Raw genomic sequence first — 12475 nt, forward strand, 5'->3', positions numbered from 1 at the left:
GGGAAGAACAGTGAGTGAACTTTTAAAAGTATCTTCAAATCCTCATATAAGGTCGAAAGTAACGACCAGTAGTATTATGACAGCTGTGGTGATCGCACTGCTGCCTGCTGCCGGTTTCGGAATCTACAATTTCGGTCCCAGAGCACTGGCAGTGATGGCTGTTACCATTGCAAGCACAGTCCTGACAGAATTGTTATTCGGCTGGCTGTGGAAGAAGAAAATAACCATAACAGACATGTCGGCGGTGGTCACCGGACTGCTGCTGGCACTGAATCTGCCGGTAGGTATTCCTCTGTGGATAGCTGCCCTGGGCGGTGTGTTTGCAATTCTTGTAGTAAAAATGTTGTTTGGAGGCCTGGGACAAAATTTTATGAACCCGGCACTGGCAGCAAGATGTTTCTTATTGATCTCTTTCCCTTCGCAGATGACGAACTTCGTCTGTGATGCTTATACCGGAGCCACTCCGCTGGCGGCACTGAAGGCAGGAGAGAGTGTCAATGTCATGAATATGATCGTGGGTAAGACAGCCGGTACCATCGGCGAGACTTCCGTTATTGCGTTACTGATCGGGGCATGTTTTCTGATCCTGATCGGAGTGATCGATCTGCGCATTCCGGGAACCTATATTGTGACAGTGATCCTGTTTGCCGGATTTTTCGGCGGACATGGTTTTGATCCCGCATATCTGTCGGCACAGTTGGCCGGTGGCGGTCTGATCCTGGGTGCCTTTTTCATGGCTACGGATTATGTTACCCGCCCGATCACCATCAAAGGACAGTATGTATATGGTGTTGTACTGGGACTTCTTACCGGAATCTTCCGTATCTTCGGACCGGGAGCGGAAGGAGTATCTTATGCTATCATTTTAGGAAACCTTTTGGTACCTCTGATTGAAAAATTCACCATGCCGGTTGCTTTCGGAAGAAAGGCAGGTGCGAAACATGAAAAATAAAAATGATGTGCAGGCAATGTTAAAAGAAGCAGGCATTTTATTTGCCATCACCCTGATCGCCGGCCTGTTACTTGGATTTGTCTATGAACTTACCAAGGAACCCATCCGTCTGCAGGAAGAAAAAGCAGTGCAGGAAGCCTGCCAGGCAGTATTTGCGGATGCCGGACATTTTGAAGAATTGGATCCGTATATCCCTTCCGATGATACGGCGCAGAAGCTTTCCGATACCGGAATTACCATCGGTACGGTATATGAAGCTCAGGATGCCTCCGGAGAGAAACTGGGATATGTGATCCAGACCACATCCTCTGAGGGATACGGCGGAAATATCGTTTTGTATGTGGGAATCCGTCTGGACGGTACCGTAAATGATATTTCTATTTTGAGTATCTCCGAGACACCGGGACTGGGAATGAAAGCAGGCGATGTATTGGTACCGCAGTTCCATCAGAAAAATGTGAAGAGCTTTACGTATACCAAGACCGGTTCCACTTCTGACAGTGAGATTGATGCCATCAGCGGTGCAACGATCACCACCAAGGCCGTGACCAATGCCGTGAACGGAAGCCTTCTGGCATTTCATGATTATGTACAGGGAGGTGCAGGCAATGAATAAAGCAGGTGAAAGACTTTACAACGGCATTATCAAGGAGAATCCTACCTTTGTGCTGATGCTGGGAATGTGTCCTACACTGGCCGTAACCACTTCCGCAATGAACGGTCTGGGAATGGGACTGACGACAGCGGTGGTACTTACGATGAGCAATCTGATCATTTCCCTGTTGCGGAAAGTGATTCCCAACCGTGTGAGAATCCCCGCATTTATCGTAATTATAGCTTCATTTGTAACGGCGGTGCAGTTACTTTTACAGGCATATCTGCCGTCTCTGAATGATGCATTGGGTGTATACATTCCTTTGATCGTTGTGAACTGTATTATTTTGGGAAGAGCGGAGAGCTATGCATACTCCAATCCGCCGATTCCTTCTTTGTTTGACGGACTTGGCATGGGACTTGGTTTCTCCCTGGCATTGACCTGTATCGGTGCCGTGAGAGAGATTCTGGCGGCAGGATCTGTCTTCGGATTCCGGATCATGCCGGATTCCTATGTAACGATCAACATCTTCGGACTGGCTCCCGGTGCGTTCTTTGTGCTGGCTGCATTGACTGCTCTGCAGAATTATGTGAAGAACAAGAGAAAACTGGCAGGCAAGGATTATGAGAAAATCCAGTCCGGCTGCGGACATGATTGTCTGCACTGTGGCGAAAGCGGCTGCTCAGAGAGATTTTACGACAATACCGATACTTCGGAGGATGCCGTGATGGACGCGGCCAGAGCGGCAGCAAAGCCTAAGGCTGCAACGGATGACCTTGAGACAATAGACTTGGATAAGGAGGACAAATAAATGGATAGTGTGAAAGATATGCTTCTGTTACTGATCAGTTCCTCCATTGTCAGCAATATCGTCTTAAGCCAGTTCATGGGACTCTGCCCGTTTTTGGGAGTATCCCGTAAGATCAAGACTGCAGGCGGTATGGGAACCGCGGTTATTTTCGTCATAACGCTGGCAAGTGCGGTGGCGGGCGTGATTTATAAATTTATCTTACAGCCGCTGCACATTGAGTATCTGGAGACCATTGTATTTATCCTTGTGATCGCGGCGCTGGTACAGTTTGTGGAGATGTTCCTGAAAAAGGCTATGCCTTCTCTGTATCAGGCACTGGGTGTATATCTGCCCCTGATCACCACCAACTGTGCGGTTTTAGGTGTAGCAATTACCAATGTACAGAAGGAATACGGTATTCTGACCGGTATTGTAAACGGATTTGCCACAGCCCTTGGTTTTACCATTGCCATCGTGATCCTGGCTGGATTGCGTGAAAAAATGGAATACAATGAGGTGCCGGAATCTTTCAAGGGAATGCCCATGGTGCTGCTGACAGCGGGACTGATGGCAATTGCTTTCTGCGGATTCTCCGGTCTGATCTAGGAAGGAGTAACATAGATGAGTATAACAGGAATTCTGATTGCTGCGGCTTGTGTCGGAATCGTCGGCATCTTTGTGGGACTGTTTCTTGGCGTGGCCGGTATAAAATTCAAAGTAGAAGTAGATGAGAAGGAAGAAGCGGTACTTGCCGCCCTTCCCGGTAATAACTGCGGCGGCTGTGGGTTCGCCGGATGTTCCGGACTTGCCGCTGCGATTGCAAAAGGAGAGGCTGCCGTTAATACCTGTCCGGTAGGCGGAGAGGAAGTCGGCAAAAAAATCGCTGCGATCATGGGAGTAGAGGCAGAGGCTTCCGAGAGAAAAGTAGCGTATGTTCACTGCCAGGGTGACTGCGACCGGACGAAGACAGACTATGATTATTACGGAATCAAGGATTGCCGTATGATGAGCTTTGTCCCCGGAGGCGGACCGAAATCCTGTAACAGCGGCTGTCTTGGATATGGAACCTGCACACAGGTATGTCCTTTCGATGCCATTCACGTCAAAAACGGTGTAGCCGTAGTAGACAAAGAAAAGTGTAAGGCCTGCGGAAAATGTGTAGAGGTATGTCCGAAACACCTGATCAGTCTGATCCCATATTCCAATACGGTGCAGGTAGCCTGCAGTTCTACCGACAAGGGACCGGTCACTATGAAAGCCTGTACCACAGGATGCGTTGGCTGCGGAATTTGTGTGAAAAATTGTCAGCATGATGCTGTGAAAGTAGAGAATTTTCATGCGGTCATTGATCCCGAAAAGTGTGTCGGCTGTGGAGCCTGCATGGAAAAATGCCCTAAAAAGTGTATTGTAAAAGCATAAAAGAGGAGAAATAGTATGCGTCTTCCGGACGATTATGAAGATCATGGAAGCGGGTTGACTCCTACCGTGGTCAGTGCGATCGTTGCTGTCACTATTTTTGTGGTGGTGATACTTATGGTTGTGCTGATCATTAACAGGAAACCGGCGTCTCATCAACAGAATAATACAGCTGCACAGACGGAGAATGTACAACAGGCAGGAAATCAGCAGACAGCAAAGTATCCGGATACGCAGGATCTGATCACCGGAAGCACATTGACTCCTTCGGATCTGGATTTTTGGGATATGTATCCGGAGACAACGGCTACACCGATGCCTTCAGAGAATCCTTCCGGACAGGATGGGAAAAAAGATACGACGGATACAGATCCATCCACCGATGGAAAGCATACCCTGGTGACTGATCGGGATGGGAAAGAAGAATGGGTATTGATCAGCCCTTATCTGCCGAAACACGAATACGATTTTACAAAACTGGTGTGTCAGTCGGATTTTATGAAATATTATCAGGATGGAAAGCTTACTTCTTATGTTGGGGTGGATATCTCCAAATATCAGGATTATGTGGACTTCCTGAAATTAAAAAAAGCAGGTATTGATTTCGTGATGCTTCGGGTGGGAGCCAGAGGTTACGGCAGCGGTCAGATTGTTCTGGATGAGTATTTCGCAGATAATCTAAAGAGAGCGACAGATGCCGGACTGCAGATCGGAGTGTATTTTACTTCACAGGCGATCACCGAAGCAGAAGCGGTGGAAGAAGCGAACGTCGTACTGAACAATATTAAAGATTATAAGATTACTTATCCGGTGGCTTTTGATATGGGATTCGTGGATAACGATACGGCCCGCATAGAAGGGGTCAGCAGAGCGGATAAGACGAAGATCACGAAGGCTTTTCTGGATACGATAGCGGCGGCCGGATATAAAACATTATTATACGGCAACAAGGAATGGCTGATCAAGGAGGTGGATCTGTCAAAACTGTCTGCGTATGATGTATGGTTATCCCAGGTGGGGGATGTTCCGGATTATCCGTATCGTTTTACCATGTGGCAATACGCGGACGATATCTCGGTGGACGGGATTGCCGGTTATGCCAACATGAATATCAGCTTCATTGATTATTCGGAGAAATAGCCGGATAATTCAGAATGCCGGGGGCAATGGGCAGAGAAGAATAGATCTCTGCATAGCGGCTGGGAGCAATGCCTTCCACGTAGTTGGATAAAAAGTTATTGGTCACTCCTTTGTTTCGGAGAATGTCGATGGCTTTGTTGTAGGCAATGGCGGCTTCCACATCGGTAGCATAACGGCCCACCAGATAATTGCCATGAATATGAATGCGGACAGTATAGAGATGCTGTCCGTTTTTTGTTACTGTTTTGCGGACACCGTGATAAATGTTGTGAATCTGCAGATTTTCTCTGCGGAAATCCGTGGGATCACCATTGCGGAAACAATAGTCTCTACCGGGTACGGCATAGCTTTTGATGCCATAGCGGGATGTAAGAGTCAGCTGCATTCCATAATCGGACACAAAATAATGATTACCGCGCCGCATGATTTTGTGTGAAGAATAATAGAACAGATCTTCCAGATCAAATTTCAGTACATGGTGTGGCGTGAGATAATAGTAAAAAAGCTGCTGGCCCATATAGATGGGGCTCCCAAGGTAGATTCCGTTATCCCGGAAGTTGAGCAGACAGACCCACTTCTCAAAGGAAAGGGAAGAGGTCTCTCGGTAGGATTTCAGGGAGAGAGAGGAATCATTTAACAGACGAATCCCTTCTTCATAGGCCGAGTGTGCCTGTCCGGCATCCCGGTAGCTACCCAGACTGATGTGCTTCCCACGGTAGGTCAGAGAGGCACGGTAATACACGGTTCCATCTTTTTTTACGGCACGAAATATCCCTTTATCCAGTTTGCTTTTTCCTGTTTTCTGCTCATTCATAATTTCATAGTATCATTTTTTCCCGGAAAACAACAGATATATTTTTCGGACGAGCTGCATAGAATGAAGTTGGAGTCAAAATCATTTGTAGGTATGTGAGGATCGAAAATGTATAAACGGGCATTGACTGTTCTGTTAACAGCGCATTTGTTATTTCTGGCAGGATTTTTGTGTCTGGGACAAATGGAAGAAATACAGCGGAATCTGCAGATAAAAGTCCCGGTAGCGGCAGACAGTGAGAGCAGAATGATCGGAATTGCTTCCCGGACATCCTCGGGACAGCGGGTAGTCGACTGCAATGAATTGCAGAGGAACAGCAGGTATCATTTGGACATGGTGGAGCTGGAGGTTCTGTTGAAAATTGTGGAAGCGGAAGCAGGATGTGAGGATGAGGAGGGGAAACTTTTGGTGGCAAATGTCATATTGAACCGTCTGAATTCCGATAAATTTCCGGACAGTGTGTCGGAGATCGTGTTCCAGCAGGAGAATGGGATCACGCAGTTTTCCCCGGTGTCCGATGGGAGCTATGACAGAGTACAGATCAGTGAGGAGACCGTAAGGGCAGTGGGACGAGCACTGGATGGAGAGGATATCTCCGAAGGAGCACTTTATTTTGCCGCCAGAGATTATGCGGACAGTAAACGAATGCGTTGGTTTGATGAAAAGCTTACACTGTTATTCCGGCACGGCGGACATGAGTTTTTTAAGGAATAACAAGAATAAGAATGTAGCGTGGACTTTATCAATTCACCTTGCAACAGTGCTTAAAGTATGCTATACTTTTACGAAATTGAAGATGGATACAATAGATCCATACATATTGATACGGAGGAGAGGAAATGGAAGTAATATATCGTAGCACACGCAGCAACGGCGCACCGGTAACCGCATCACAGGCGATTCTGAAGGGATTATCCGATGACGGAGGATTGTTTGTACCGGATCATATTCCCACACTGGACAAGAGTCTTAAGGAGCTTGCGGGAATGACTTATCAGCAGGTTGCATATGAAGTCATGAAATTATTTCTGACGGATTTTACGGAAGAAGAACTGAAGAATTGTATTAACAGTGCTTACGATTCCAAGTTTGATACAGAAAAAATTGCTCCGCTTGTGAAGGCAGACAATGCGTATTATCTGGAATTGTTCCATGGATCCACCATTGCTTTTAAGGATATGGCACTTTCCATTTTACCTCATCTGATGATCACTTCTGCCCGCAAGAACAATATTAAGAACGAGATCGTGATCCTGACCGCTACCTCCGGCGATACCGGTAAGGCAGCCCTGGCAGGTTTTGCAGATGTAAAAGGTACTCGTATCATTGTATTTTACCCGAAGAACGGTGTCAGCCCGATCCAGGAGAAGCAGATGGTGACCCAGAAGGGTGCCAATACCTTCGTAGTAGGCATTCACGGCAACTTTGACGATGCCCAGACCGGCGTGAAGAAGATTTTCTCCGATAAGGAACTGGCAAAAGAGATGGACGATAAGGGCTTCCAGTTCTCCTCAGCAAACTCTATCAACATCGGACGTCTGGTACCGCAGATCTGCTACTATGTGTATGCTTATGCACAGTTATGTAAAGACGGTAAGATCGCAGAGGGTGAGAAGATCAATGTCGTAGTTCCCACCGGTAACTTCGGTAACATTCTGGCAGCATTTTATGCGAAGAATATGGGGCTTCCCATTGATAAGCTGATCTGTGCTTCCAATGACAATAAGGTACTGTATGATTTCTTCCGTACCGGAACCTATGACCGCAACAGAGAGTTCGTACTGACGACATCTCCTTCCATGGATATTCTGATCTCCAGCAACTTAGAGCGTCTGATCTACCGTATCGCAGGCAATGATGCAGATAAAAACCGTGAGCTGATGAGTGCGCTGACCGGCAATGGCAAATACGAGATCACCGAAGAAATGAAGGCGCAGCTGGCTGACTTCTATGGTAACTTTGCAAGTGAGGCAGAGACGGCAGCAGAAATTCGCCGTCTGTATGAGAAGTGCGGCTATGTGATCGATACCCATACCGCAGTAGCTTCTGCAGTATACGGAAAATATGTGGCAGAGACCGGGGATCATAAGACCACCGTCATTGCTTCTACCGCAAGCCCCTTCAAATTCACCAGAAGCGTAATGGATGCGATTGACACTAAATATGATGTGATGGGCGATTTTGAACTGGTGGATGAATTATCCAAAATTGCTAAGGTGAAGGTGCCCGGAGCGATCGAAGAGATCCGTACCGCACCCATACTTCATGATACGCAGTGTGATGTGGATAAAATGAAGGATACCGTAAAAAGTTTTCTTGGTATTTAATCTGGAATAAGATCATGATCAGAGAATCCCTCTTTGTGTGAGGGATTCTCTTTTTGTGGAAGGGTTAATTGTCACAGGATTCACAGTGGTCAAAACCAGGGTTAAAGGCATAGAAGTTCTTTGAATTCAGGTGGTCCTGGGTGATGCGGAGGGCTTCCCCGAAGCGCTGGTAATGGACGACTTCGCGGGCACGCAGGAATTTGATGGGTTCGCAGATATCCGGATCCTTGATCAGACGTAAGATGTTGTCATAGGTGGAGCGGGCTTTCTGTTCCGCAGCCATATCCTCGTGCAGATCGGTGATGATATCTCCCTTTACCTGGAACTCACAGGCATTAAAGGGAACACCGCCTGCTGCCTGGGGCCAGACACCGATGGTATGATCCACGTAATAGTTGGCGAATCCGCTTTTCTCAATCTCTTCCATGGAGAGGTTACGGGTCAGCTGATGGACGATGGTGGCTACCATTTCCAAATGCCCCAGTTCATCAGTCCCGTGATGCTGTATATGGAGTTAAACGTTGAATTCTATTGTAATCTGTGGATCAGCGCAGGTCCATCCTCCATGCACACCTTTAAGGTTTTTGCCTTTATTACGTACCGGTCGGGGACGGGAGTAGGTGATTTTCTTAATTGCAGCTTTCAGGAGCCGGTTCTTTTCTTCCGGTGATAGCGTATCATCATAGATGCAGGTAGCCGCCTGTTTGAAGGAAAATATAGTGGCATCTAAATTGACACGGATTGTATCGGTTCTGTAAGCCTCATCCAGCGCCTTTTTCGATTCAGCTATGTCTTTCTCACATTTATCCTTTAAAGTCTCAAATACGTCACGTGGCATGCTTTCATCGGTGTACTTATCCCATAAGGAGATTCTTTTCTTTTCAAGTGCTTCTAATTGCTTTGCCAGCAGTGAGATGGTATTTTCTTTTGATGACTCTTTTTGCGTCGTATTCTCATTTGCTTTGATTTCGTAGCGGTTCAATTCTTCACAGATAGCAGTATATATGATTCGCAGCAGATCATCAGCAAGGACGGATCCGTTATTGCAATATGCCTGATCCGGACACTGGAACCTTGCAGATGAATACTTGGAACCATCTGGTTGTAAAAAATTACGCATATTCATAGACCGCCCACATTCACAGTATAGGATACCGGATAGTATATTACGTAATCCTTTGTTGTGATTTTCTCTTGTAGCGTGTGCATTTAAGATTTCCTGAGCTTCTTGAAATACATCGTCCGGGATCAACTTAGGCTGTTTCCCATCGTAGCATAAGTAGTCATTGTTCCGGGGGCGTGATACATGGACTTCCATATCTTCCACGGTTTTAATAGTTTTTTTGCGATACCAGACAACTTTACCGTTATAGTGAGGATTCCGCAGGATGTCACGGACAGTCTGATGCGTCCAGTGAGATCCCCTTGGTGCTTTGATTCCCATCATATCAAGCCGGTGAGCAATATTGACAGGTCCTGTTTTTTTCTTGGTTAACAGATCGAAGATCATCACAACTACTTTTGAGTCATCGTTAAGGGTAAGAGTAGGGCACTTACGCTTGCCATCCATGACAAATGTCTTGTCAAAACCGTAGGGCGGTATGCTGCCGATGTAATTACCGGCGGCCACGGACTGAAGCCTGCCGCGGTTTTGGATCTTTTTAAAATATTCCAGGTATTCGTTGCCGCGTTTCAGCTCACGTTCAAAGGCGTCACGGTCGTATTCGTCCTCGATGTCATAGATTTTCTGCGGAGTGATCACCTTCGTATTGGTATACCGCAGGAGCTTGATCAGACGTCCACAGTCTTCCAGATCACCACGGGAGAGACGCTGAACCTCTACCACAAGGATAGCCTTGATGCGGGGATCCTCCACACGCTTAAGTAACTTAAGTACCTCCGGACGGCCATCCAGAGTTTCCCCGGATACAATCTCCCGGTAGATATTCTCGTCCGGAATAGAACCGTCTACATTTTGCGCGAGCCAGTCACTTAAGATGCTCCAGTGCTTGGCCAGTACATCCTCGACAGACATGGTGGGATCATCAGATCTGGACTTACGCATATATACAAGTATTTCTTCCGGCCGGAATTTTTCGTAGTAGTTGTACATATAGAACCCTCCATGATTAAACAAAATTGAAACTTAAAAGCCAAACCCAAAAACAAACTGAAATTGTCAATGTTAACCAAAAAAAATATTTTTTGCACTTCCAACGATAAGACGCAAAATATGCAATTACATTTGCAAAAAAAGTCATTAAAAAGAGCCATGCGGTAGGTGAAATTTTTTTAAGATAATCGTAAGTCCACATAATAATATTCTGAACAAATTCTGCATGTAAAATGATACTTACTATTGCAATAACACCCAATAATGGACACACCAAAAATATTACATCAAAACCTAAAGTGTAAATTTTCATGGCTATTTTTTTAAATGGTGGTATCAGTGCTATAAATGGCAAAAAAATGAAAATCATACCCAAAATTCCAAGAATACAGATAAACATTTTTCCCATGTAATTCCCCTCCATATATTACCAACACAATCATAAGTTTCTGTCTGCTAAAATAATACCGCACCCTCCCCCGGCAGGGAGCAGAGGGGGCGTCTATATGACAAAGATCTACATATCTATACCGGATTCGAATGTCTATGCCATATGCGATAAAGTAAGTTACACATTGTTCGTTATATATGCACATATAACAAATATAGCAATAGACGTCCAAAACTAAAATTTTGCTCGTAATTCTACAACTTTTCCTATAATACGTACCGGCTTATCCACGATTTCCTGATCAGTGAACATCATAGGATCATAATTAGGATTCAGTGAAATTAGTCCGATACCGCCAGCGTATTTTGTAAGGCGTTTGCATGTTGCATCACTTCCATTTACCATAGCAATAACGATATCACCGTTCTCGGCATCATCCTGCTGCCTGACTATAACTACGTCGCCCTCACGCATTCTGGGTTCCATACTATCACCATGAATCTGAAGCCCAAAGTAATCACCTGATTGTGCCATTTTAGCTGGAATTTCTTCTGTGTCTATGTATTCTGTGACTGCTTCAATAGGAATCCCGGCAGCAACACGACCAAGCACTTTGATCTGTACGGCACCATCACTGACAACCGGCTGTTCAGGAATCATATTTTTTTGTATACCCATAAGCCAAAGAGGGCTAACTTTTAATACTGCAGCCATTTTTTCAGCATTTTCCTGTGATGGAACGAGATCACCCTTTAAATAATGATTTAATGCAGATTTACTAACACCGGAATCTTTGGACAATTCCACCGGAGACATTCCGATAGCATTAAGTATTTTGTTAAGGTTTTTTGATGCACGCTTTTTTGTCTTTGGAGATTCCATAGAATCTTCTGGAGAAAGAGATGAATCTAGTGCAACATTACCATCTAACATATTAAAAAGTTCATTAAAATCTAAGTTCATACCCTGAGCAGCTTGTTTTATACATTGAATAGATGGTGTAATTTCTTTTCCTGTTTTAGGGTGTTTATTTTTTTCGAGTAATGATATGTAAGCTTTGCTGATGCCACTTCTATCAGAAAATAAATCCATACTCATTTCATGGGTTGTTCTATATTCTTTTATAATTTCACCGAGAGTCATATCTATTCCTCCTTTATCTTTGTTTACTATATTGTACAATTTATAACATTCAATGTCAAATATTTTGAACAAAATACTTGACATATAATGTTCACTATGTTAAACTGCAAAGTGTCTAATATGTTAGACAGAAAGGAGAGAAAGAAAATTTGCAATACAGAGTTAAAGAAATTAGAGAAGCAAAAGGATTGTCACAAGAAGAATTAGCAAAAAAATCCGGAGTTTGTCGAACTACAATATCTGGACTAGAATCAGGGTCTGTAAAGGTAACCTCTACAAAGACACTATCTAAGATTGCAGAAGCGTTAAACAAAAAAGTGAGCGATCTTTTTTTATGAGAACAGTGTCTAACATGTTAAACGAAATGCACTAGGTACATAGACAAACCAATACTTCATAGGATTAAACAAAACAGAAAGGAGAGATAAGTATGCCGGTAACCATCATCAGACCGAAACCGGAAGAACTGGATCCTGTAAAAGTAAGGATACTTGGTCAGGCAATTATTGATACCTGCATAGCTGCAGGAGTGAAGCCGGAGAGAGTGGTCCGTCCGGGGCACCCGGAAGATGAACCGAAGGATTTCTTCCAGCAGGTCTACGAGGACAATGTAGCCTGGCATGAGCGCCAGAAGAACAAGAGCAAAGATCCGGATAAGGACAAAAAGTAACTGAAGATATCCGTGCCCTGTACGTGGTGTTTCTGACAGCACCACCTACCTTCTTATTAGCCTTTTTAGTGTGGTGTCCAGTGTGGTAACTGGGCATCACGTAGAGGGTGCGGACAAGCATTTA

The 12475-nt window shown here is 45.0% G+C and carries 14 protein-coding genes and 1 pseudogene; 10 read left to right on the plus strand and 5 right to left on the minus strand.

Annotation, left to right across the window (positions count from 1 at the left end):
* The first annotated feature begins 10 nt into the window (after positions 1–10).
* The 6 genes from FYJ59_RS03080 to FYJ59_RS03105 are packed head-to-tail and all read left to right on the plus strand — an operon-like array spanning position 11 to position 4893.
* Positions 11–952 carry an RnfABCDGE type electron transport complex subunit D gene (locus tag FYJ59_RS03080; RefSeq protein ID WP_328597195.1) on the plus strand — a complete coding sequence of 314 codons (942 nt, stop codon included), beginning with the start codon at positions 11–13 and terminating at the stop codon, positions 950–952.
* On the plus strand, positions 942–1568 hold the full coding sequence (locus FYJ59_RS03085; RefSeq protein WP_205839434.1) for an RnfABCDGE type electron transport complex subunit G: 627 nt from the start codon (positions 942–944) through the stop codon (positions 1566–1568). Before FYJ59_RS03080 ends, FYJ59_RS03085 begins: the two co-directional genes overlap by 11 nt.
* Positions 1561–2358 carry an electron transport complex subunit RsxE gene (gene rsxE / locus FYJ59_RS03090; protein ID WP_154495209.1) on the plus strand — a complete coding sequence of 266 codons (798 nt, stop codon included), beginning with the start codon at positions 1561–1563 and terminating at the stop codon, positions 2356–2358. The genes FYJ59_RS03085 and rsxE overlap by 8 nt, the downstream gene beginning before the upstream one ends.
* Entirely contained in the window at positions 2359–2943 is a 585-nt protein-coding gene (locus FYJ59_RS03095; RefSeq protein WP_022153243.1) for an electron transport complex protein RnfA, read from the plus strand. It begins immediately after the preceding gene.
* A 15-nt stretch (positions 2944–2958) separates the two neighbouring features.
* Positions 2959–3756, plus strand: a complete 798-nt coding sequence (locus tag FYJ59_RS03100) for an RnfABCDGE type electron transport complex subunit B (protein ID WP_022153242.1) — start codon at positions 2959–2961, stop codon at positions 3754–3756.
* Positions 3757–3771: 15 nt separating this feature from the next.
* A complete protein-coding gene (locus FYJ59_RS03105; RefSeq protein ID WP_154495210.1) occupies positions 3772–4893 on the plus strand; it encodes a glycoside hydrolase family 25 protein in 1122 nt (373 codons plus the stop codon).
* Here FYJ59_RS03105 and FYJ59_RS03110 read toward each other — a convergent pair.
* Positions 4871–5707, minus strand: coding sequence for a hypothetical protein (locus FYJ59_RS03110; protein ID WP_205839435.1), 837 nt, complete (start codon positions 5705–5707; stop codon positions 4871–4873). The two genes, FYJ59_RS03105 and FYJ59_RS03110, sit on opposite strands and share 23 nt — an antisense overlap.
* A gap of 108 nt (positions 5708–5815) precedes the next feature.
* On the opposite strand from FYJ59_RS03110, the gene FYJ59_RS03115 reads away from it, so the two are divergent.
* Both FYJ59_RS03115 and thrC read left to right on the plus strand, forming a co-directional pair.
* Positions 5816–6421, plus strand: coding sequence for a cell wall hydrolase (locus FYJ59_RS03115; RefSeq protein WP_118550313.1), 606 nt, complete (start codon positions 5816–5818; stop codon positions 6419–6421).
* A gap of 125 nt (positions 6422–6546) precedes the next feature.
* Positions 6547–8034: a threonine synthase gene (thrC, locus tag FYJ59_RS03120; RefSeq protein WP_154495211.1), complete on the plus strand. Its 1488-nt coding sequence runs from the start codon at positions 6547–6549 to the stop codon at positions 8032–8034.
* A gap of 64 nt (positions 8035–8098) precedes the next feature.
* On the opposite strand, the pseudogene FYJ59_RS03125 reads toward thrC, so the two are convergent.
* The 4 genes and pseudogenes from FYJ59_RS03125 to FYJ59_RS03140 form a co-directional block, all read right to left on the minus strand.
* Positions 8099–8530: pseudogene (locus tag FYJ59_RS03125) on the minus strand (manganese catalase family protein); the annotation flags it as partial.
* 18 nt (positions 8531–8548) lie between these two features.
* The gene (locus tag FYJ59_RS03130) at positions 8549–10147 is read right to left on the minus strand and encodes a recombinase family protein (protein WP_154495213.1); all 1599 of its coding nucleotides are present in this window, start codon (positions 10145–10147) and stop codon (positions 8549–8551) included.
* Between the two features lie 16 nt (positions 10148–10163).
* Positions 10164–10556, minus strand: a complete 393-nt coding sequence (locus FYJ59_RS03135; protein WP_154495214.1) for a hypothetical protein — start codon at positions 10554–10556, stop codon at positions 10164–10166.
* A gap of 216 nt (positions 10557–10772) precedes the next feature.
* Positions 10773–11681 (minus strand): helix-turn-helix domain-containing protein, encoded by a 909-nt coding sequence (locus FYJ59_RS03140; protein WP_235897894.1) that lies wholly within the window; start codon positions 11679–11681, stop codon positions 10773–10775.
* Between the two features lie 149 nt (positions 11682–11830).
* On the opposite strand from FYJ59_RS03140, the gene FYJ59_RS03145 reads away from it, so the two are divergent.
* Both FYJ59_RS03145 and FYJ59_RS03150 read left to right on the plus strand, forming a co-directional pair.
* Positions 11831–12019, plus strand: coding sequence for a helix-turn-helix transcriptional regulator (locus FYJ59_RS03145; protein WP_154495215.1), 189 nt, complete (start codon positions 11831–11833; stop codon positions 12017–12019).
* A gap of 92 nt (positions 12020–12111) precedes the next feature.
* The gene (locus FYJ59_RS03150) at positions 12112–12351 is read left to right on the plus strand and encodes a hypothetical protein (RefSeq protein ID WP_154495216.1); all 240 of its coding nucleotides are present in this window, start codon (positions 12112–12114) and stop codon (positions 12349–12351) included.
* The last annotated feature ends 124 nt before the right edge of the window (positions 12352–12475 follow it).

This window comes from Waltera intestinalis (genome assembly GCF_009695995.1).
Lineage (GTDB): Bacteria > Bacillota > Clostridia > Lachnospirales > Lachnospiraceae > Acetatifactor > Acetatifactor intestinalis.

Bases quoted from the DNA above. Each gene is read 5' to 3' on its own strand.
- FYJ59_RS03095 (WP_022153243.1), top strand. From the start codon at position 2,359: ATGGATAGTGTGAAAGATATGCTTCTGTTACTGATCAGTTCCTCCATT.
- FYJ59_RS03130 (WP_154495213.1), bottom strand. From the start codon at position 10,147: ATGTACAACTACTACGAAAAATTCCGGCCGGAAGAAATACTTGTATAT.
- FYJ59_RS03150 (WP_154495216.1), top strand. From the start codon at position 12,112: ATGCCGGTAACCATCATCAGACCGAAACCGGAAGAACTGGATCCTGTA.
- FYJ59_RS03085 (WP_205839434.1), top strand. From the start codon at position 942: ATGAAAAATAAAAATGATGTGCAGGCAATGTTAAAAGAAGCAGGCATT.
- FYJ59_RS03140 (WP_235897894.1), bottom strand. From the start codon at position 11,681: ATGACTCTCGGTGAAATTATAAAAGAATATAGAACAACCCATGAAATG.
- FYJ59_RS03105 (WP_154495210.1), top strand. From the start codon at position 3,772: ATGCGTCTTCCGGACGATTATGAAGATCATGGAAGCGGGTTGACTCCT.
- FYJ59_RS03135 (WP_154495214.1), bottom strand. From the start codon at position 10,556: ATGGGAAAAATGTTTATCTGTATTCTTGGAATTTTGGGTATGATTTTC.
- FYJ59_RS03100 (WP_022153242.1), top strand. From the start codon at position 2,959: ATGAGTATAACAGGAATTCTGATTGCTGCGGCTTGTGTCGGAATCGTC.
- thrC (WP_154495211.1), top strand. From the start codon at position 6,547: ATGGAAGTAATATATCGTAGCACACGCAGCAACGGCGCACCGGTAACC.
- FYJ59_RS03115 (WP_118550313.1), top strand. From the start codon at position 5,816: ATGTATAAACGGGCATTGACTGTTCTGTTAACAGCGCATTTGTTATTT.
- FYJ59_RS03110 (WP_205839435.1), bottom strand. From the start codon at position 5,707: ATGAATGAGCAGAAAACAGGAAAAAGCAAACTGGATAAAGGGATATTT.
- rsxE (WP_154495209.1), top strand. From the start codon at position 1,561: ATGAATAAAGCAGGTGAAAGACTTTACAACGGCATTATCAAGGAGAAT.